General features: G+C 47.9%; 17 protein-coding genes and 5 tRNA genes. 17 read left to right on the top strand and 5 right to left on the bottom strand.

Translation table 11 applies throughout. The annotated features are described in order from the left end of the window. Window positions 1-85 precede the first annotated feature (85 nt). The 7 genes from MHM95_RS11055 (at window position 86) to purF (ending at window position 10,367) form a co-directional block, all read left to right on the top strand. Window positions 86-4,330 carry a FimV/HubP family polar landmark protein gene (locus MHM95_RS11055; RefSeq protein ID WP_239385285.1) on the top strand — a complete coding sequence of 1,415 codons (4,245 nt, stop codon included), beginning with the start codon at window positions 86-88 and terminating at the stop codon, window positions 4,328-4,330. A gap of 178 nt (window positions 4,331-4,508) precedes the next feature. Continuing rightward, window positions 4,509-5,312: a tRNA pseudouridine(38-40) synthase TruA gene (gene truA, locus MHM95_RS11050; protein WP_239385284.1), complete on the top strand. Its 804-nt coding sequence runs from the start codon at window positions 4,509-4,511 to the stop codon at window positions 5,310-5,312. Window positions 5,313-5,464: 152 nt separating this feature from the next. Further along, the gene (accD, locus tag MHM95_RS11045; protein ID WP_022945652.1) at window positions 5,465-6,340 is read left to right on the top strand and encodes an acetyl-CoA carboxylase, carboxyltransferase subunit beta; all 876 of its coding nucleotides are present in this window, start codon (window positions 5,465-5,467) and stop codon (window positions 6,338-6,340) included. A 30-nt stretch (window positions 6,341-6,370) separates the two neighbouring features. Beyond that, window positions 6,371-7,639 (top strand): bifunctional tetrahydrofolate synthase/dihydrofolate synthase, encoded by a 1,269-nt coding sequence (gene folC / locus MHM95_RS11040; RefSeq protein WP_239385283.1) that lies wholly within the window; start codon window positions 6,371-6,373, stop codon window positions 7,637-7,639. Window positions 7,640-7,641: 2 nt separating this feature from the next. Continuing rightward, the gene (locus tag MHM95_RS11035; protein WP_239385282.1) at window positions 7,642-8,265 is read left to right on the top strand and encodes an SPOR domain-containing protein; all 624 of its coding nucleotides are present in this window, start codon (window positions 7,642-7,644) and stop codon (window positions 8,263-8,265) included. Window positions 8,266-8,325: 60 nt separating this feature from the next. Beyond that, on the top strand, window positions 8,326-8,820 hold the full coding sequence (locus MHM95_RS11030; protein WP_022945649.1) for a CvpA family protein: 495 nt from the start codon (window positions 8,326-8,328) through the stop codon (window positions 8,818-8,820). A 17-nt stretch (window positions 8,821-8,837) separates the two neighbouring features. Beyond that, the gene (gene purF / locus MHM95_RS11025) at window positions 8,838-10,367 is read left to right on the top strand and encodes an amidophosphoribosyltransferase (RefSeq protein ID WP_022945648.1); all 1,530 of its coding nucleotides are present in this window, start codon (window positions 8,838-8,840) and stop codon (window positions 10,365-10,367) included. 60 nt (window positions 10,368-10,427) lie between these two features. Here purF and MHM95_RS11020 read toward each other — a convergent pair whose 3' ends face one another. Next, window positions 10,428-11,027 (bottom strand): Yip1 family protein, encoded by a 600-nt coding sequence (locus tag MHM95_RS11020; RefSeq protein WP_022945647.1) that lies wholly within the window; start codon window positions 11,025-11,027, stop codon window positions 10,428-10,430. Window positions 11,028-11,182: 155 nt separating this feature from the next. Here MHM95_RS11020 and MHM95_RS11015 point away from each other — a divergent pair, with 155 nt between their 5' ends. Continuing rightward, window positions 11,183-11,953 carry a tRNA isopentenyl-2-thiomethyl-A-37 hydroxylase MiaE gene (locus MHM95_RS11015; RefSeq protein ID WP_239385281.1) on the top strand — a complete coding sequence of 257 codons (771 nt, stop codon included), beginning with the start codon at window positions 11,183-11,185 and terminating at the stop codon, window positions 11,951-11,953. On the opposite strand, the gene MHM95_RS11010 is transcribed toward MHM95_RS11015, so the two are convergent. The 3 genes from MHM95_RS11010 to ppiB all read right to left on the bottom strand — a co-directional run bounded on the left by MHM95_RS11010 (window position 11,926) and on the right by ppiB (window position 14,086). Continuing rightward, entirely contained in the window at window positions 11,926-12,726 is an 801-nt protein-coding gene (locus tag MHM95_RS11010; RefSeq protein ID WP_239385280.1) for a transporter substrate-binding domain-containing protein, read from the bottom strand. The two genes, MHM95_RS11015 and MHM95_RS11010, sit on opposite strands and share 28 nt — an antisense overlap. Window positions 12,727-12,798: 72 nt before the next feature. Next, on the bottom strand, window positions 12,799-13,551 hold the full coding sequence (gene lpxH, locus MHM95_RS11005) for a UDP-2,3-diacylglucosamine diphosphatase (RefSeq protein WP_239385279.1): 753 nt from the start codon (window positions 13,549-13,551) through the stop codon (window positions 12,799-12,801). 43 nt (window positions 13,552-13,594) lie between these two features. Next, window positions 13,595-14,086, bottom strand: coding sequence for a peptidylprolyl isomerase B (gene ppiB, locus MHM95_RS11000; protein WP_045978120.1), 492 nt, complete (start codon window positions 14,084-14,086; stop codon window positions 13,595-13,597). Between the two features lie 185 nt (window positions 14,087-14,271). Here ppiB and cysS point away from each other — a divergent pair, with 185 nt between their 5' ends. Next, complete coding sequence (cysS, locus tag MHM95_RS10995; RefSeq protein ID WP_239385278.1) at window positions 14,272-15,651, top strand: cysteine--tRNA ligase; 1,380 nt, start codon at window positions 14,272-14,274, stop codon at window positions 15,649-15,651. Window positions 15,652-15,846: 195 nt separating this feature from the next. Continuing rightward, window positions 15,847-16,758: an EamA family transporter gene (locus tag MHM95_RS10990; protein WP_239385277.1), complete on the top strand. Its 912-nt coding sequence runs from the start codon at window positions 15,847-15,849 to the stop codon at window positions 16,756-16,758. Between the two features lie 52 nt (window positions 16,759-16,810). On the opposite strand, the gene folD is transcribed toward MHM95_RS10990, so the two are convergent. Next, window positions 16,811-17,668 (bottom strand): bifunctional methylenetetrahydrofolate dehydrogenase/methenyltetrahydrofolate cyclohydrolase FolD, encoded by an 858-nt coding sequence (gene folD, locus MHM95_RS10985; RefSeq protein WP_022945640.1) that lies wholly within the window; start codon window positions 17,666-17,668, stop codon window positions 16,811-16,813. Between the two features lie 357 nt (window positions 17,669-18,025). On the opposite strand from folD, the gene MHM95_RS10980 reads away from it, so the two are divergent. The 7 genes from MHM95_RS10980 (at window position 18,026) to clpP (ending at window position 21,230) form a co-directional block, all read left to right on the top strand. Then, window positions 18,026-18,102 (top strand) — tRNA-Pro (locus MHM95_RS10980). 50 nt (window positions 18,103-18,152) lie between these two features. Then, window positions 18,153-18,229: transfer RNA gene (locus tag MHM95_RS10975), tRNA-Arg, on the top strand. Window positions 18,230-18,237: 8 nt separating this feature from the next. Next, window positions 18,238-18,313 (top strand) — tRNA-His (locus MHM95_RS10970). Between the two features lie 20 nt (window positions 18,314-18,333). Then, window positions 18,334-18,410: transfer RNA gene (locus MHM95_RS10965), tRNA-Pro, on the top strand. A 28-nt stretch (window positions 18,411-18,438) separates the two neighbouring features. After that, a tRNA-Pro gene (locus MHM95_RS10960) sits at window positions 18,439-18,515 on the top strand. Between the two features lie 688 nt (window positions 18,516-19,203). Continuing rightward, window positions 19,204-20,508: a trigger factor gene (gene tig, locus MHM95_RS10955; RefSeq protein WP_022944379.1), complete on the top strand. Its 1,305-nt coding sequence runs from the start codon at window positions 19,204-19,206 to the stop codon at window positions 20,506-20,508. 104 nt (window positions 20,509-20,612) lie between these two features. Then, window positions 20,613-21,230, top strand: coding sequence for an ATP-dependent Clp endopeptidase proteolytic subunit ClpP (clpP, locus tag MHM95_RS10950; protein WP_022944380.1), 618 nt, complete (start codon window positions 20,613-20,615; stop codon window positions 21,228-21,230). Window positions 21,231-21,307 lie beyond the last annotated feature (77 nt).

Genomic DNA, 21,307 nt, shown 5'->3' with positions numbered 1-21,307 from the left:
AACACAAGAAAAACAATGACTCGGGAGATGGCTTTTGCGGCCGATAACCTTCCATAAAGCACAAAAAAATGAGTAAAGGAAAAGCATGCGCGGTTTAGTTACACTGGTTTTTGTTGTCGCGACCCTAGTAGCGGCTGGCACGAGTGCGCAAAGCACTGAAATTCGTGGTCCTAAAGGGGTCGACTATGGTGCTCAAGGCCGCTCTATCGGACCCATTAAGCCAACTGACACCTTGTGGCGAATCGCTGCCAAGGTGCGTCCCGACAACTCAGTGACCATGTATCAAGTAATGGTTGCCCTTTACGAGAAAAACCCCGACTCATTTTTAGACAAAAACCTTAACCACATGCGTGATGGCGCATATTTGCGTATTCCCTCGTTAAATGAAATTCGTACTATTGACCCAGCTCAGGCACGACAAAAGTCTGAGCAAGATGACCGTTTGTGGGAGAAAATTAAAAACGGCACGCTTAATAGTAATGAAATCGATCTGGTCGCGAAAAAAACCACGTCGGCGCGTCAAGAGGATGTCGAAAAAGCCAAAACGGAACTGAAAAGCGAATTAGAGCAGCTTAAGCGTTTACAAGGCGAGCGTTTGGTGGAGCTACAAGAGCAGTTCAAGTCGTCTGTGACCGATGTAGAGGCGATATTGACTGAGAATCGCCAGCTGAAATCGCAACTGGAGAAGATCAGCGAACAGCTTGCGACAGTCAAAGATCAGCTTGACGAAAAGGACGCAGAGTTGCAGCGCCAGCTGCAACAGATACTGGCTGAACGTGAGGCCATGGCGCAGCAGAAGTTACAGCAAGCGCAGCAAGAACAAAGTGCGCTCGAAGGCATCCCAACGTGGCTGAAATTAGTTTTGATGATGACTATTCCAGCATTAGCTGTGCTCGGGTTAATTATTTTCATTTTAAAGAAACGCCAGTCAGCAAAAGAGCCTGAGCCAAGCGACGACGATGAATTCCTACCACAAACACCGACGCCGCAAATGCAAACTCAACCTGAGGCCGGTATCGATGACCTAGATTTAGGTGCGGATGACGACAGCTTAGACGACAGCCTTGATGATTTACCGCTCGATGATCCCGATGATGCGTTAGATGAGCCGGGCATTCAGTTAGACGATGACGACTTCCTTGATCAAAGCGACGATATTTTAGATGAAGGCGGTGATGGGGCTGACGATATCGACTCACTGTTAGACCAAGACGAGTTAGACGGCTTACTTGATGATGACGTGGTATTTGACGATGAGTCTGATACTGAAGTGAGCCAAGAAGAAGCGGTATTACAGCAAAATTTTGATGCCCCTGGTGATGACATTAGTGTTGATGTGCCAGAAGAAAATGAACCAGATAGCGATATTCTTAGTGACGAAGATATTGACGACTTATTTGCCACCGATGATAGCGAAGACGAGTCACAGGCAAACGCTACCGGTGAAGAAGCGAGCGATGATAGCGATGAGGCGATGGCCGCATTGTCTGAAGAGTTGGCTGACGAACAGCTCGAGCAGACAGATGCCGAGTCAGGGGATGACACCTTCGATATTGATGAGCTTGTTGATGAGACGCAGTCCGAGCCGGCGGATGACGATTTTGATGTTGATGATTTACTAGAGGAAAACGCCGCAGACGAGCAAGGCGCTGATGAAGATGACCTTGATGTTGATAGTCTGCTTGATGAAGCGGCAGAAGCGCCAGCAGCAGATGCTGATGAAAGCGATGTTGATGATGTTGATATTGACGAGCTAATTGATGAAAACGCCGCAGACGAGCAAAGCGCTGAAGAAGATGACCTTGATGTTGATAGCCTACTCGATGAAGCGGCAGAAGCGCCAGCAGCAGATGCCGATGAAAGCGACGTTGATATCGATGAGCTGATGGATGAAAACGCCGCAGACGAGCAAGGCGCTGAGGAAGACGATCTTGATGTTGATAGTCTGCTTGATGAAGCGGCAGAAGAGTCAGCGGCCGATGCCGATGAGAGCGACGTTGATATCGATGAGCTGATGGATGAAAACGCCGCAGACGAGCAAAGCGCTGAAGAAGATGAGCTTGATGTTGATAGCCTGCTCGATGAAGCGGCAGAAGCGCCAGCAGCAGATGCCGATGAAAGCGACGTTGATATCGATGAGCTGATGGATGAAAACGCCGCAGACGAGCAAGACGCTGAGGAAGACGATCTTGATGTTGATAGTCTGCTTGATGAAGCGGCAGAAGAGTCAGCGGCCGATGCCGATGAGAGCGACGTTGATATCGATGAGCTGATGGATGAAAACGCCGCAGATGAGCAAACCGCTGAAGAAGATGACCTTGATGTTGATAGCCTGCTCGATGAAGCGGCAGAAGCGCCAGCAGCAGATGCCGATGAGCTGATTGATGAAAACGCTGCGGACGAGCAAGACGCTGTAGAAGATGATCTCGATGGCGACGTCGAGCCGGAGCCAGAACTCGCGCTGGAAGAAGATGACGAATTAGACGGCGACGATCTTCTTGAAGATGCTCCTGGCGATGAGCAAGCGGCTGATGAAGAGGGTGACGTTGAACCGGAGCCAGAACTCGCATTGGAAGAAGATGACGAACTAGATGGTGACGATCTCCTTGATGATAATCCTGGCGATGAGCAAGCGGCAGATGAAGAGCATGACGTTGAGCCGGAGCCAGAACTTGCGCTGGAAGAGGATGACGACTTAGACGGCGACGATCTCCTTGAAGATGCCCCTAGCGACGAGCAAGCGGCAGATGAGGAGCATGATGTTGAACCGGAACCTGAACTTGCGCTGGAAGAGGATGACGACTTAGACGGCGACGACCTTCTTGGTGACGCCCCTAGCGATGAGCAAGCGGCAGATGAAGAGCATGACGTTGAACCGGAGCCAGAGCTTGCGCAGGAAGAAGATGACGACTTAGACGGCGACGATCTCCTTGATGATGCTCTTGGCGATGAGCAGACTCTTGATGAAGAGGATGACGTTGAGCCGGAGCCAGAACTCGCGCTGCAAGAAGATGACGACTTAGACGGCGACGATCTCCTTGATGATGCTCCTGGCGACGAGCAAGCGGCAGATGACGAAGGTGACGCTGAGCCGGAGCCAGAACTCGCACTGGAAGAAGATGACGACTTAGATGGTGACGATCTCCTTGATGACGCCCCTCGCGATGAGCAGAGTCTTGATGAAGAGGATGACGTTGAGCCGGAGCCAGAGCTTGCGCTGGAAGAAAATGATGACTTAGACGGCGATGACCTTCCTGAAGATGTCCCTGGCGATGAGCAGACTCCTGATGAAGAGGGTGACGTTGAACCGGAGCCAGAACTCGTATTAGAAGAGGATGATGACCTCGATGGTGATGACTTACTTGCTGATGCACCAGAGCTTGAAATAGAAGAGCAAGCGCAACCGGATGCGAGTGATGAAGGTGCGATTGACGAAAGTGCCGACCAAGAGCTACTTGAAGCAGACTTTGCTGATTTTGATGAGCCTGACCTTGAACTTGACTTAGGCGACGATCCGCTGCTTGAAGACGAAGATGCATCGGACGTTGAGCCTGTTAGCTCTCAAGAGCCCCAAATGGGGGATGTTGAACATCCTAGCCAGCAGCTAGATGACTATCCCGATCTTGAACTCGATGAGCCATTTAGTAGCGAAGCTGAGCAGCAACTCAGCGAAGCGATGGCTCAAGAGGGAGATGAAGAGCTCGATCTCTCCAGTGATTTGGATGGTGACCTTGACGATGAGTTAAGCGCACTGATGGGTGACTCTCTAGATGACGATATCGATGGTGACGAACAACTCGACGACAGTCAGCTCGATGAGGATTTCCTTGCTGACTTAACACAGACCGATTTTGATGCTCTGCTCAACGAACTTGCTGAGCCAGATGAAGATGTGATCGGTGAACCGCAAGATAACGACCTTGATCTGCAGAGTTTGCTCGCCGATAGTGACTTTGACGCGGATGATGACGCGGTCGCAGACGCGGGTGCAGACGCGAACGAAGACGACAGTGGCGCAGCAGAGCCGGACTATCTTGATATTGATGACCTGCTCGAGCAGAGTGATGACTCAGAGCCTGATAACGAACCCTATGATGAAGTCAATATGGATGTGGGCTTGGGTGAGTTTGATGACATGCTCGACGACTCGCAAAAGACCGATGTTGATAGTGAAGACGGCGGTTTCAGCGCTAAATTGGATTTAGCGAGGGCTTATATCGAAATTGATGATGTTGATTCAGCCCTCGAGGCGCTACAAGACGTGCTTGATAATGGCCCGCAGTCGCTCCATAAAGAGGCGCAAGCCTTGCAGGAACGTCTGAAACGCTAGCGTGCTAAGCTCAGCCGCGAGATGATAAATGCGCAGGCAAAGTGTCTGCGCATTTTTTGTATTAACTGCTTGTCTATGGGCAAGCTTACTCCCTTCGGGTGCCTCATTGCCCTCAGCATTAGCTATTTGCCCGCAGAGCGTTTAAAATGCCGAAAATTTTATTGAGCTAAGAGTATCAATGCGCGTCGCTTTAGGAATCGAATACAATGGTGCCCGCTACAGTGGCTGGCAGCGTCAATCTCATGTCAGCAGTATCCAAGCGGAAATTGAAACTGCGTTGTCCCGTATTTGTAATCACCCTGTGGATATTACTTGTGCAGGGCGTACCGACGCCGGCGTTCATGCCACCGGCCAAGTTGTGCACTTTGATACCCATGCTGAGCGTGATATGGGCGCTTTTACCTTAGGTATGAACTCGCAGTTGCCTGATGACATCGCCGTGCGCTATGCAATGCCAACCGCTGATGATTTTCATGCCCGTTTTAGTGCCACCGCGCGACGTTATCGTTATGTCATTTATAATCACCCCTATCGGCCAGGGATTTTGCGCTCTGGGGTGACTCATTATCATCACCCGCTGGATGAAACACGCATGCAAGCGGCCTGTGCGTACATGCTCGGCGAGCAAGACTTTACCTCGTTTCGGGCGGTGCATTGCCAGTCCAACACGCCGTTTCGTAATATCCACCATTTATTTGTTGAGCGCGTCGGCGATTATATTGTTGTTGATATTAAGGCCAATGCCTTTTTGCACCATATGGTGCGTAATATTACCGGATGCTTGATAGACATTGGTGTTGGTGAGCAAGAGCCGCAATGGATGCAGCATTTATTGGCTATTAAAGACCGCACCCAGGCCAGCGCAACCGCTAAGCCTAATGGTTTATATTTGGTGGACGTAGACTATCCCGAGCAGTGGCAAATTCCCAGCACGCCACTGGGACCGCTTTTTTTACCCGATAACGAGCCACCAAAGAGCTAATAAAAAGAGGTGAATGGTAGGTGTAAATGGACTACGCCGACCAGTTTTTTATATCTAAGCAACTAATTTCATGTTTTAATTGTGCTAATTTATCGGCTAATTTTGGGGTGCTCAATCCGCCCCGGTCCTGACAAGCATTAAGAGAGTTGCCAATGAGCTGGTTAGAAAAAATCTTACCAAAAACTACAAAATCTTCTGGCAAGAAAGAAATTCCAGAAGGGGTGTGGGCTAAGTGTACGTCGTGCGATTCGATTCTGTACAAAGCAGAATTAGAAAAAGCCATGAACGTATGCCCGAAATGTGATCACCACATGCGTATCAGTGCCCGTAAACGTTTAGAGCTATTTCTCGATGACGCTGGGCGCGCCGAACTCGGTGAGCAGCATGAGCCAAAAGATGTACTGAAGTTTAAAGACTCAAAAAAATATTCAGACCGCATCAGCGCCGCGAACAAAAGCAGTGGCGAGAAAGACGCCTTAGTCGCTATGAAAGGGCAGCTTAAAGGCATTCCTGTTGCGGCAGTATCGTTTGAGTTTGCCTACATGGGTGGCTCAATGGGCTCTGTTGTTGGCGCCCGCTTCGTTGAAGCTGTCAATGTGTGCTTAGAGCATAATATGCCGTTGGTGTGCTTTTCTGCATCAGGCGGTGCACGCATGCAAGAAGCATTGATGTCGTTGATGCAAATGGCTAAAACCAGTGCTGCATTAGCAAAAATGAGTGAAAAAGGGCTGCCTTTTATTTCTGTACTGACTGACCCAACAATGGGTGGTGTATCGGCGTCTTTAGCTATGCTAGGTGATGTGAATATTGCTGAGCCCAAAGCACTGATTGGATTTGCCGGCCCACGAGTTATTGAACAAACAGTACGTGAAACTCTCCCAGAGGGCTTCCAGCGCAGTGAGTTCTTACTGGAGCATGGTGCTATCGACATGATCGTTGATCGCCGCGAAATGCGCGACACTGTGGCGCGTTTATTGGCTAAGCTAATGAACTTGCCTTCTACCGAACAAGAGCATAGAGTAGCGTAAATTTCTCGGTAACCTAGAAACTTACAACCTATGTCAGATTCCATACCGAGCCAATCGTCAAGCCTTGATGATTGGCTTTATTATTTAGAGCAAATCCATCCTGCTAACATCGAAATGGGCCTTGAGCGCGTGCAGAACGTTGCCGATAAGATGGGCCTTATTCAAACCCCCAGCAAAGTAATTTTAATTGCCGGCACCAATGGTAAAGGCACCACCGCACAATGCTTGGAAAAGCTATTACTGAGCCAAGGGTATTCCGTGGGCACTTATGCCTCTCCTCATCTTATTCGCTATAACGAGCGGGTCCGCATCAATGGTGCCGAGCTTGACGATCAATACCATGTTGATGCCTTTAACAGTCTCGAGCAAGGACGAGGCGATGTGCCACTTACCTATTTTGAATATGGCACCTTGGCAGCGCTGGCAATTTTTAAACGCGAAGCGGTGGATTATGTGCTCTTGGAAGTAGGGCTTGGGGGACGTTACGACGCCACCAATATAGTTAATCCAGTCGCGAGCGTGATCACTACCGTCGATCTCGATCATAAAGAGTACCTCGGTGATACCCGTGAACTGGTCGGTTATGATAAGGCGGGGATTTTTCGTAGCAACGTACCCGCAGTGGTGGGTGACTTAGATATCCCCCACACCGTGGTGGATTATGGCGAGCAAATTAATGCCGATTTGTGCCTGTCTAAGCGTGACTTTATTTTTACTGAAGATGAAGCAACCTTCAATTGGCAGATGGGCAAGCTGTCGCTGACCTTTGCTAAACCCGCTATTCCAGCGCAAAATGCCGCTACCGCTTTGAGTGTGTTAGCAAAACTAGATTTATTACCGGCGGTAACAGACATAGCTGATTGTTTGAAACAACTTCAGGTAAAAGGGCGCTTTCAACAACTGAGTAAGGAGCCCTTGGTCTATACTGATGTAGCCCATAACCGCGAATCTGCCCGTTATTTAGCCACGCGTTTACAGAGCCTTCAGGCGCAGGGTAAGACAATACATGCCATTATCGGCATGCTGGGTGATAAAGAGCATGCCGACGTGATTACCGCGATGGCACCGGTGGTTACTCATTGGCACGTAGCTGGATTAGATAATCCGCGCGGGTTGAGTGCACAACAATTAACAGCCATAGTGACACAGTCTGTCAAGGTTGAAGGAACATATGAGCAGGTCAGTGACGCAATGCGCGCTGTTTTACCACAACTTTGTGCGCAAAGCCTTTTGATTATATTCGGATCGTTTTACACTGTAGCACAAGCAATCACCTTTTTTGATAACGAGAGGGCGTAACAGTGAACTCAGGGTTTATAAACCGCTTAGTGGGAACCATTATTGTCGTCGTCGCTGCGGTCGTTTTTATTCCCAATATCCTTGATGGCGATAAAGTGCGCTACAAAGAAGGGTTTAAAGCCATCCCAGAGCGCCCTGAGTTTAAGTCTATTGATCTGCAAGAAGCGTTATCGGAAAAAGCCGATAGCGCACCACTGCCTGATGATGCCAAAAGCGAAGAACTGGTAGCCGATGACGATAAGTTGCAACAGCGTGGTGATACTCAAAGCGGGGCTGATGAACAAAGTGCGCAGCAGGTTACCGAGCGCAATGATACGGTCACGGTTAACACCTTAGCCAAAGATGAGCCATTGACCCGCCCACAACAGAGTGCGTTAAAAGAAATGGCCTATGTGGTGCAGTTGGGGGCCTTCTCTCGCCAAGGTAGCGTGGATGCCTTGAGCAAAAAGCTTAAAGATGCCGGTTTTAATGTATTTACCCGCCCGGTGAAGACCCCAAATGGCGAATTGACGAAAGTGTTAGTGGGGCCTGAATTGGATAAGGCAACCTTGGAAAAGCAACTCCCCCAGTTGCAAAAGCTCACTAACTTAAAAGGGCGTATCACTCAATTCCAAGTGACAAAATGATCTGGTATTTAGTGCCTCGCTCCGTTAGAATGCGCCCCAAATAAACGACTAGTGGTTATTATGATCTGGGTTGATTACGCCATTGCCGGCATTATTGCACTGTCCACCATAATTGGTTTAGTGCGTGGCTTTGTTAAAGAGTCAATGTCGTTAGCCGTATGGGCCGCCGCGTTTTTTGTCTCCAGTTTATTTTACCCCTATTTAGCCTCCTACCTTACCAACATTTCAGAACCCCTTTTAAGAAATGCAGCAGCGATAGCCATATTATTTTTCTCTACGTTGCTTTTAGGCGGATTGCTAAACTATATTTTAGGCGAACTAGTGCAGCGCACTGGGTTGTCGGGCACCGATCGCGTATTTGGAATCGTGTTTGGTGCTTTACGTGGCGTGTTAGTCGTGAGCGCCATACTCTTCTTCCTGGATGCCTTTACCGGAGCCCCAAACACCGACTGGTGGAGCGCATCTCGACTAATCCCTGAATTTGGCTTTGTGATTGAGTGGTTTTTTGACTATCTCGAACACAATTCAAGCTTTTTAAATTCAGCTAACCGTTAATCGGCGAGGAAATTTTAATGTGTGGTATCGTTGGTATAGTCGGAACATCGCCCGTCAATCAGGCGCTGTATGACGGCTTGACTGTTTTGCAACACCGAGGCCAAGACGCGGCCGGTATTATTACCATAGACAATAATACCTTTAGTCTGCGTAAAGCCAATGGTCTAGTTAAGGATGTGTTCCATACTAGACACATGAAACGTCTGCAGGGAAATATTGGCATTGGCCATGTACGTTACCCTACCGCAGGTACGTCAAGCTCTGCAGAGGCACAGCCCTTTTATGTTAACTCGCCTTTTGGCATCGCCATGGCGCACAACGGCAACCTGACTAATGCCGAGCAGCTAAAAGAACAGCTATTTACCGAAGCGCGACGTCACGTTAACACGACCTCTGATTCAGAAATTCTCTTGAATATTCTTGCGCATGAATTCAGCAAATCTGACAAGCTGCACTTGGCACCAGAAGATATCTTCGCTGCGGTTTCTGAGGTTAACTCAAAAGTAGTGGGTGGGTATGCCACCATGGCGATGATTATCGGTCATGGCATCGTTGCTTTTCGTGACCCCCATGGCATTCGTCCGCTGATTTTCGGAAAACGTGAAACCGAAAAAGGCACCGAGTACATGTTCTCTTCAGAGAGCGTGGCACTGGATACTGACGGCTTTGAGGTGATTCGTGATGTGGCACCAGGTGAGGCCATTTACGTAACCGAGGATGGACAACTGTATTCGCAACTGTGTGCAGATAAGTCGGTACAAAACCCTTGTTTGTTTGAGTTCGTTTATTTTGCGCGACCGGATTCCACCATCGACAATATGTCGGTGTACGCTACTCGCGTTAATATGGGCACCAAACTAGGCGAAAAAATTAACCGTGAATGGGCTGACAAAGACATTGATGTGGTGATCCCCATCCCTGAAACATCCTGTGATATCGCCCTAGAAATTGCTTCGGTATTGGATTTACCTTATCGCCAAGGCTTTGTTAAAAACCGCTATATCGGCCGGACCTTTATCATGCCTGGGCAAGAGCTGCGTAAGAAGTCAGTGCGCCGCAAACTTAACGCGATAGATCGTGAGTTCAAAGGTAAAAATGTATTGCTGGTTGATGACTCTATTGTCCGTGGCACCACCTCAGCGCAAATTGTAGAGATGGCCCGAGAAGCCGGCGCTAAGAACGTTTATTTTGCTTCAGCAGCACCCGAGGTGCGCTTCCCTAACGTCTATGGTATCGATATGCCCTCAGCGGCAGAGCTAATTGCCCATGGACGTGAAGTAGAAGATATCAATGCGAGCATCGGCGCAGATGGCCTGATTTATCAATCGTTGGACGACTTGGTGGCTGCAGTGGCTCAGGAAAATCCAGAAATTAGTCGTTTTGAGACCTCTGTTTTTGATGGCAATTATGTCACGGGCGACATCAATCAGGACTACCTAAATCGTATTGATGAGTTGCGTAACGATGCCGCCAAATCAGTGCGAGAGCAAGCCATGTCATCGAGCTTGGAATTACACAACCAAGATAGCGATTCGCAAGATGACTAACTGTGGTTAAAGAGCAATAAAAAAGGAGCCAAAGGCTCCTTTTTTATTGCTCTCACACTGCTAACTGAAGACCGGCGAGACAATCCCGTTAGTCCACAAAATTGCGGTAGCGGCAAGAATAATAACGAGTAACACCAGACCACATGTCACTACAGAGCTGGCGTAGATAAAGCCCCGTTCATGGGGAATATGCATCAAGATAGGAACACCTGTGTAAAGTAAATACACCGAGTAGCCAACCGCGACAATGCCCACAGAGACGATAAACCATAAAGTAGGGTAGAAGGCTGCAAACGCGGCCATAAACACGGGAGTAGAGGTATACGCCGCAAGCTCTAATGTCTGCGTAAAAGTTGGCTCGGCGCCAAAGGTTTTTGCCATCCAGTGGGCCAGGTATGCAAGTGCAAAAACCCCGACAATCAGAGCAACATACATAGCCACAGCTATCAGCATGGCGCTGTTGTGAGTAAGAAATACGGCATCGCCCGTGCCGACATGCCAGCCTAAGTGTACGCCGGAGTAGTAGCCCATTGCACTGGGAATACAGGCGATGAGGAGAATATGCGATAAGCTGTAAAGTAAACTTTCGTGGCGATTATCAATCGTTTGCCACTCTTCCACTGGGTGGGCGTATAAGCCCCAAAGATGGTTCAAAATCATAGGTGTGCCCCTTAAATAAACTGGTTGTTATGGCTGTATTATTTTTCACCAGCCTTAATTAAGGTATCGTTCAGAGCAAAGAATTTGTCAAGAAAGCCCCATGGTAAAATCAGTATGGTAAAATGGTCGGCATTAGCGGTTAGTATTACAATTCTATGTTAGCGAAGTACCAACAACTCTTAGAACCGATCAACGCATTTTTACAATGTCAGACACCGGATGCATGGCTGCAGCAAGCAAAAAAGCCAGAGAACTTAACGGTAATTTTGACCGATCACCTTATTTGTGAGTTGAAAGCGGCACAAAGCGCCATGTACTTAATTCGTCGTTATGCGGTGGATGAGCAAAGTGCAGAAGCGCTGTTGGCTTGGCTCAAACCATACGAAGATTTTACCTACCGCCAGGTGGGGGATTGGCGAGAGCTAGCTGACTATAACCGCTTAAACAAATCGATGATGCCCAAGTCAGACACCCCTTATGGCCAAGAGCTGATCGATAAAATGGTGTTACTCATCAAAGAAGAATTGCACCACTTTTATCAAGTGTTAGAGATTATGCAAGCTTGTGGCATTGAATACGATAAAATTACCTCCAGCCGCTACGCCAAGGGCCTGTTGCGACATGTGCGCACCTACGAGCCGCAGGCGCTGATCGATAAATTGATTTGCGGCGCTTATATCGAAGCACGTTCATGTGAACGCTTTGCTATGTTGGCCCCCCATGTTGATAAGCAACTGGGAGAATTCTACATCTCCTTATTGCGCTCAGAAGCGCGCCATTATCAAGATTACTTGAGCCTTGGCGAGCAAATAGCAGGTGAAGATGTCAGTGCCCGCATCGCTTTTTTTGGTGAAGTAGAGGCGGAACTTATTTCATCTCCAGACCCAGACTTTAAATTTCACTCTGGTGCGCCAGTATCAAGATAGTGCTGTTTAAGTAAACTTAGTACTGCTTGTTGCTGCGGTGGCGGCAAGGGGTGCTGTGCTAATATATCCGCCACCCGACCTTGTTTGAGTAGACTTTGCATGCCGCTGCGAAACGCCTTTAGATGATAATGGCTAAGGGGATGCTGACGGGCGAAGGCTAAATGTAAGGTGTTTTCGCTCAACGCCGGTGAATCAAACATCAAGTGCTCAGAGAGTGCTAATTCACGAATAATATGTTCACCCACTTCTTGCGGACCGAGCACCCAGCTAATTCGGCGGCGTTCGAGTAATTGCAAGGCTTTGCTCAGATTGGGCAACTCAACGTAGTCGATGCCTCCATAGTTTATGAGCAATTGCTCTTCACCATAGTCGCGACCAACGGCAATCGGGTCTTGTGCGACTAACGCTAAGTCGCCAGTAAAATCACTATTGCTCTTTGCATGGCGGAAAAATCCACTATGGGCTTTTGCCAGTGCGGCGCTAAAAACAAAGTCTTGCTGCCGCGCCGTGGTTTTATATGCGCCTAATACGGCCGAATATTTCCCTTTCTTTGTCCCTCGCAAAGCCCGAGACCACTGCGTAAAATGAATACGCACAACTATATTTTGGCTGCGGAAAGCTTCACTGACTAAATGGGCCATCCAGCCATGTTGATACAAAGTGTTGGAAAAATAAGGTGGGAAAGGTTCGGTGGCGAGCTCTAAACGCTCCAATGCATGTGTGTGCTGACTGAGTATAAACACGAGTGCGCTTAAAAGTGCACGCAAGACCATACTTTGCTCCTATCGCAACATTGGGCAATCGTTCATTAGAGCAAGTATAGTTTGAAACTCAGCGAGCGCGAGTTAGTCAGCGTGTTGCCACTGTATAAGCGTGTCAGCATGGTCGCCATAGTGCAGCCGCATATGCTGTTTATCAACCACTAGAAAAGAGCTTTGCTCGTACCAATCACCGAGGACGATACGGGTTTGCTCTTGATCATATTGATGAACTGCAGGGCGGTGAGTGTGGCCGTGGATCATGATCCTTACTTGATGTTTCGAAAAGGTATCAAGTACTGCTGAGCGCTCCACATCAAGAATTTCGATGGCCTTGTGCTGTTGGCTTTGTTTGCTTTTTGCACGGGCCTTTTTCGCCACACGACGGCGATACCAAAGCGGCATCGCGAGCATCAATCGCGGCCACCACCAACCTCGGCTTTTGCGCCGAAAACGCTGATATTCAAGATCTTGTGTGCACATTTCATCGCCATGCAATAGCAACACCTGTGTCCCGTAAAGGTCTATCACCGTTTGCTCTGCAAGCAGTGTCATGCCTGCTTTTTGCGCATAACGTTGACCAAGTAGAAAGTCGCGATTGCCATGGGTAAAGTAAATGGCAATACCTTGGTCTGCGAGTTGTTTAAGCCGAGCGGCAATATCATCACTGAATGTGTCACTGGCATCGTCGCCCACCCAGACCTCAAAGAAATCCCCTAATATGTATAAGGCATCTACTTGCTGATCTATTTCTTTATCAAGGAAGTCGAAAAAAGCATCTGTGATCTCTGGTTGGTTGCTACTGAGGTGGAGGTCGGCAATAAACAAGGTGCGTGACATAGGCGTCCAGATAGTAAAGTGGCGCGCAAGGCGCGCCTATAAGTTATTCAACAATGACTTTGTTGATGATTACATCTTCTAGGGGGACGTCTTGGTGGAAGCCAGCGCTGCCAGTTGCAACGTCTTTAATTTTTTCCACTACATCCATGCCTTCAACGACTTCGGCAAACACGCAATAACCCCAGCCTTGTGGAGTTTCACTGCTGAAGTTAAGGAAGTCATTGTCATTCACATTAATGAAGAATTGTGCCGTCGCTGAGTGTGGATCTGGGGTGCGAGCCATGGCCAGCGTGCCTTTTTTGTTGCTCAGGCCATTGTTGGCTTCGTTTTTGATCGGTGACTGCACTTTTTTCTGTTCCATGCCCGGAGCAAAACCGCCGCCTTGAACCATAAAACCGTCGATGACACGGTGGAAAATAGTGCCGTCATAAAATCCGGATTTGGCGTAGTTCAAAAAGTTTTCAACCGTTACAGGAGCTTTGTCAGCAAACAGCGCGATTTTAATCGTGCCAAAGTTGGTATCTAGTACAACCATGATGAGTCTCTGATTTAATAATTAGGGGCCTATTTTATAGTAGGGTAGCGGATCAGACAATGCACCAAGCAATGACACTGCCCTAAAGGCTTTATTTTTGTTATTTTCAGAGGTCTTGCGTGTGGCGAGATAGTCGGGGCAGTGGTAAGATAGCGCCATTAATATAACGATAGGATCATATTGCAATGTTGCAGATATACAACACACTTTCACGTCAAAAAGAACGCTTTACTCCACTTAACGAGAATAAAGTAGACATGTATGTGTGTGGCATCACTATCTATGACTATTGCCATGTTGGTCATGCGCGCACCTATGTTTCCTTCGATGTGATGAATCGTTACCTACGCTATCTCGGTTACGATGTCACTTATGTGCGTAATATCACCGATGTTGATGATAAAATCATTACCCGTGCTAATGACAACAATGAGCCTATTAACGCCTTAACAGAGCGTATGACCGCCGCGATGCACGAAGACTTTCGTGCCTTAAATATTCTTGATGCCGATATAGAGCCTACCGTTACTGGGCACATGGATGACATCATTGCGATGATCGAGCGGCTTATCGACAAAGAGCATGCCTATGTTGCCGATAGTGGCGATGTCTTATTTGATGTATCCACCTTTAAAGAGTACGGCAAGCTGTCGCAGCAAGACTTAGAGATGTTACAAGCGGGCGCGCGCGTTGATGTCGCAGCAGGTAAAGACGACCCGTTAGATTTTGTGTTGTGGAAAAAGGCTAAAGCGGGTGAGCCTAGTTGGTCTTCCCCTTGGGGTGAGGGGCGTCCAGGGTGGCATATTGAATGCTCAGCTATGAGCTCAAAACACCTAGGTGAGTATTTTGATATTCACGGCGGTGGCTCTGATTTGCAGTTTCCACACCATGAGAATGAAATCGCTCAGTCATGCTGCGCCAATAATGGTCGCTACGTTAAAACTTGGATCCATACCGGCATGGTTCAGGTCAACAAAGAAAAAATGTCTAAGTCATTAGGCAACTTCTTTACCGTACGCGAAGTACTCAAAGCCTACGACCGCGAAACCGTACGCTATTTCCTTATAAACGGCCACTACCGGAGTCAGTTGAACTACTCGCAAGAGAATCTCGAGCAGGCGCGCTCATCGTTGGAGCGCTTATATACCGCTCTACGTGATGTTCAGCCTGTAGCTGTTGAACTGGGCGGTCATCCGTTGGTAGCGCGTTTTGAGCAAGCCATGAATGACGACTTCAATACCCCTGAAGCCTTGCCCGTGCTGTTCGAGTTGGCGAAGGAAGTAAATCGCCTAAAAGGGCAAGATGAGCAAGGTGCAGGTGAGCATGCCTATATCTTAATTAAGCTGGCTGAAGTGTTAGGTATTGCCCAGCAAGACCCTGCTGCCTTTTTACAAGGTGAGCAAGACGATGATGAAACGCAAAAAATTGAAGCGTTGATCGCCAAACGTAATCAGGCTCGTGCTGATAAAGATTGGGCTGAGGCAGACGCCGCTCGTGATGCGCTTACGGCCATGGGAGTGGTACTCGAGGACTCCGCTGGTAAAACAACATGGCGTAAGGCCTAAGCGTTTATGTTAATTAAACGCCGCGCTTAGGCGCGGCGTTTTCGTTTTTACGTCACTCTTTTTCTCTCACCATGGTTGGCTGCACACTCAGTTCTTTGTTTTTTGAACGTTGCCTTTAAGTGGTGATTTTTCCATTGACCTCAATCTTAGTTGAGGTTTTACCCTGTTCGCGCTGAATGTAACTATGGAGCGTTGATGAATATTCTACTGGCAATGATCCCCGCATTTTTATGGGGCACCACTTATGCGGTCACTAAGTACGCCACCCCAGATTGGCCGCCAATTCTTCTCGGTGCTTTACGCGCCTTGCCTGCAGGGATGCTGCTTTGGTTGATAAAGCCGTCGCTCCCTAAAGGTCGACAATGGCGGGGGCTAACAGTGCTCGCTTTGGTCAATATTGCTCTGTTTTTTGCTTTTATTTTTGTTATGGCGGTGAACTTGCCAGCAGCCATTGCCGGTGTAGGCATGGTCTCGGTGCCAGTGGTGGCGATGATTTATACTTGGGTTGTTAAAGGTCAGCGCCCAAGTGCCGTGCAATCGCTATGTGCTGTGGCCATTGTTACCATCGCTTGGTTATTGTTTGACCCTCAGCATGTCGAATTGAGCCTTCTAGGGCTTGCTGCTTTAGCTGGGGCGTTGTTGTGTATTGTCATTGGTAGTTCGCTAGTGCAAACCGTGAGTATGCATATTCATTGGTGGACCGTGCTCACCTGGCAGTTAATTATTGGCGGCACTGCGCTGCTCATAGCCGCCGCAGTGCAAGCCAGCATATTTACACCCGATGCGTATATACCGCTTAGTGAGCCTATGACGGCAAAGCAATGGATCGCTTTGTTTTGGCTTATCGTTCCTAATACAGCACTTGCTTACACCTTGTACGTTTGGCTCTTAGGGCGTATGACGGTGGTGGAATTTACCTTTGGCACCATTGCCAATCCAATAGCAGGCATAGTGACAGCGGTAATTTTGCTCGCTGAACATTACCAAGGTTGGCAGTATGCCCTGATGGCATTGATGATCATGTTCTCGGTACTGCCACAGGGTGTTAACTTAGCAAAACAGCGGCTCAGACCGGTGGTGACAGCCCAACCAAGGCAAGGGAAATAAGCACAAAAAAGCCAGCATTAAGCTGGCTTTTCTTTCATATTGACACTGGCTGTCAGTCGCTGTGATAGTTCTCACAGGCCTCAAGGGTATTTTCTATTAGGCTCGCCACCGTCATTGGGCCAACACCGCCGGGCACGGGCGTGATGTAACTGGCACGTTGACTCGCAGCCTCATAGGCAATATCGCCAACCAAAGAGCCATTATCAAGACGGTTGATGCCAACATCAATCACTAAAGCGCCGTCTTTCACCCATTCACCAGGAATAAACTCAGGTTTGCCTACTGCCACAACAAGTAAATCGGCACGACGAACGTGTTGCTCAAGGTCCTGGGTGAACTTGTGACAAACGGTAGTGGTACAGCCAGCGAGCAGCAGCTCCAATGACATGGGGCGGCCAACAATATTCGACGCGCCAACGACCACGGCATGCATGCCTTTATAACGGACCCCAGTGGAATCTAATAAGGTAATGATCCCCTTGGGTGTACATGGGCGCAATGCCGGCATACGTTGTGCTAAGCGGCCAATGTTATAAGGGTGAAAGCCATCGACATCTTTATGAGGGGTGATGCGCTCTAGTACTTTCTCTGCGTTCAGGCCTTCAGGTAGAGGAAGTTGTACTAAAATACCATCAACTTCTTTGTCGGCATTGAGCTCGTCAACCAGCGCCAACAATTGCGCTTCGGTGGTATCACCTGGGAGATCGTAAGATTTGGAAACAAAGCCGACTTCGTCGCATGCTTTGCGCTTAGAACCTACATAAACTTGGCTAGCTGGGTCTTGCCCAACTAGTACCACCGCTAAACCAGGAGCACGAAGACCTTGCTCTTTCCTAGCAGCAACACGTGTAGCCACTTGCGAACGCACTTGCTTCGCAATTGCTTTACCATCAATGATGTTTGCCGTCATGGGTAACCTATACCTTGGGGTTAGTGTGCTTTTTGCTTTAATGCATGAGCAACACATGTGAACGAAATACTTTTATTATCAGTGAGGGCATTTTGGGGTCTCCCGTCACCAACAGGCGGATATTTTCGCAGAAAAGCGTCTTGCCGCCAAGGTAAAGGGGGATGCTTAGCATGCTTTTATGGTCTAAGGTGATAAAAAATCAACCAAAATTGCTAAAACAACAGCACTATGTCCTAAAAATGAGCAAACGCGCAGTTCAAGGCAAAAAAATGTTTGACCTTGTCAGGGCAAATCACTATTATGCACCCCGTTGTCAGCGAGGGGTCAGTAAAGAGTCCTCAATGATGCATCAAGTATCGGCGATTAGCGCAGTTTGGTAGCGCACTTGGTTTGGGTCCAAGGGGTCGCAGGTTCAAATCCTGCATCGCCGACCACTTTCTTAGAAAGTGTCACTTGGTTCGCACGAAGAAGTATTCGTTGCACCGCGCCCGTAGCTCAGTCGGATAGAGCAACGGCCTTCTAAGCCGTCGGTCGAAGGTTCGAATCCTTCCGGGTGCGCCATTATAGTGGCGGCTGTAGCTCAGTTGGTAGAGCCCTGGATTGTGATTCCGGTTGTCGTGGGTTCAAGTCCCATCAGTCGCCCCATTTTTCTACAATATGTTTATCGGCGATTAGCGCAGTTTGGTAGCGCACTTGGTTTGGGTCCAAGGGGTCGCAGGTTCAAATCCTGCATCGCCGACCATTTTCATATTTAGAACACATATCAGTATCGGCGATTAGCGCAGTTTGGTAGCGCACTTGGTTTGGGTCCAAGGGGTCGCAGGTTCAAATCCTGCATCGCCGACCACTTCTAAATAAATTCAGAAATACACGCCTTAGTTTGGGTATAACTGCATACAGTCGCAGGTGCAAATCCTGCATCGCCGAGCACTTCTAAATAAATTCAGAAATACACATCTTGGTTTGGGTATGAACACATGCAGTCGCAGGTTCAAACTCTCTAACATACACTTCACCATCTTTCTCTTATCAGTCATCAACGTTTTGCGCTAGATATGAAAAGCATTGCTGCGTTTATCGCTGCGCACTTACTCGCCTACATCAGCTAATCCAAGATTCTTAGCCGACCTTATTTTTAAAGGCAGCTTTTTGTACAGACTCATAGAGTGGCATGTTGAACACAGCTCCATTAGCGATACTTTAACGCCAAGCGGTAATTATTTTTTTGACGCGAGTCCAACGTAGCTGTTGCTTAGAATTCATTGTTAGCAAATCCCCTCAATTTATTGCTGTAAAAGTAATCAGCAATGCGCCATACGCCCAATTTATTGGTGCTCGCTCTCGACTCTTATAAATATTAGGTTATAATGCCGCGTCTATTGTTTAACGTAAGTGCCCATAGGGCAGTGCAAGCATAGGGATCGCTGGCTATCGCCGAGGTGCATAATGTGCACTTAATGTGGTGTAGCAACTAATTGATCGCCATGTATGTAAGGAAGGCGCAAAGTCGCCACATTTGAAGATTGAGGTAAATCATGCAAGTTTCTGTTGAGACGACTCAAGGCCTTGAGCGCCGTCTGACTATCACTGTTCCTTCAGAGAACGTTGAGACCGAAGTAAAAAAACGCCTACAACAACTGTCTAAAACTCAACGTATCGACGGTTTCCGTCCGGGCAAAGTACCAGTTTCTATCATTAAAAAGCGTTACGGCACTGCTGTACTTCAAGAAGTTGCTGGCGAATTAATGCAGCGTAACTACATTGAAGCGATCGTTTCTGAGAAAATTAACCCAGCGGGTGCACCTTCATTTGCACCAAAAACGCTTGAGACAGGTAAAGACCTAGAATTCGAAGCGACTTTCGAAGTCTACCCTGAAGTTGAACTTCAAGGTTTAGACAAAATCGCAGTAGAAAAGCCAGCTGTTGAAGTAAAAGACGAAGATCTAGAAAACATGCTAGAGACACTTCGTAAGCAGCACGCTTCTTGGAAAGAGTCTGATGACAAAGCCGGTGAAAATGACCGTGTAACAATCGACTTCGTTGGTACTATTGATGGCGAAGAGTTTGAAGGTGGTAAAGCTGAAGACTTCCCACTAGAGCTTGGCCAGGGTCGTATGATCCCAGGTTTTGAAGACAACATCGTTGGCAAGAAAGCCGGTGAAGAGGTTGTTGCTGACGTAACTTTCCCTGAAGAGTACCACGCTGAGAACCTTAAAGGTAAAGCGGCGCAGTTCACTATTACTGTGAAGAAAGTTGAAGTTCAAGAGCTTCCAGAGCTAAACGACGAGTTTGCTAAGCTGTTCGGTATTACCGAAGGCGGTGTTGACGCACTTAAAGAAGAAGTGAAGAAAAACATGAGCCGTGAGCTTGACCAAGCGGTTAAAGCCAAGGTTAAAGAGCAGGCGATTGAAGGCCTACTTGAGCAAAACGAAGTGGACGTTCCAAAAGCACTTGTTGAGCAAGAAATCGATGCGCTTCGCAAGCAAGCGGCACAGCGTTTTGGTGGCGATGCTAACAACATGCCTGAGCTTCCTGCTGAACTATTCCAAGAGCAAGCAATTAAGCGTGTTAAAACCGGCCTACTGCTTGGTGAAGTAATCAAAGCGAACGAAATCGAAGCCGATGACGCAAAAGTAGAAGAGCTTATCAACACCATGGCGTCTGCATACGAAGACCCAAGTGAAGTAGTTGAATACTACAAATCAAATGATCAGCTTATGCAGCAAATGCGTAACGTAGCGATGGAAGAACAAGCAATTGATGCTTTACTAGCCAACGCGAAAGTAACTGATGTTGAAACTGCGTTTGACGACATCATGAACCCGCAGGCAGCTCAATAAGTCGTTGACTTAAGCTAAAAGCAACGTTTAAATGGCTCGTATGCTTTGTTTACAAAGCACCGAGCCATTTTAGTTTGTGTCGGTCACTAAGGAATCAAGTAATAATGAATAATGGTATGACAGATCCCCTAAACGCGTTAGTGCCAATGGTAGTTGAGCAAACTGCTAAAGGTGAGCGCTCTTTCGATATTTACTCGCGCCTTCTAAAAGAGCGAATCATTTTCTTAACTGGCCCAGTAGAAGACCAAATGGCCAACTTGATTGTGGCTCAGCTATTGTTCCTTGAATCAGAAAACCCAGACAAAGACATTCACCTTTATATTAATTCACCAGGCGGCTCTGTAAGCGCTGGTATGTCTATTTACGACACCATGAACTTTATCAAGCCAGATGTAAGCACCTTGTGCGTCGGTCAAGCCGCAAGCATGGGCGCGTTTTTATTATCTGGTGGTGCTAAAGGAAAGCGTCACTGTCTGCCTAACTCACGAGTGATGATTCACCAACCTTTAGGTGGGTTCCAAGGCCAGGCGTCTGATATTGAGATTCACGCCAAAGAAATTTTATATATCAAAGACAAACTAAACCGCTTGCTAGCTGAGCACACCGGCCAGCCGCTCGATGTTATCGCTCGTGATACTGACCGTGATAACTTCATGACTGCTGATGCGGCTGTTGAGTACGGGCTGATCGATTCGGTCTTTGATCGCCGTAACGATAAATAAGCGCGAGCGCATTTGCCAAACAGCTGCGCATTGATAAGTAAAGTTTGGTATATTTGTTAAGAAGTACATTTGCTACT

The organism is Pseudoalteromonas sp. CnMc7-15 (assembly GCF_022347925.1).
Classification (GTDB): Bacteria; Pseudomonadota; Gammaproteobacteria; order Enterobacterales; family Alteromonadaceae; genus Pseudoalteromonas; species Pseudoalteromonas ruthenica.
Note: the sequence above shows the minus strand (reverse complement) of the source record. Positions and strands in the feature narration are given on the sequence as shown.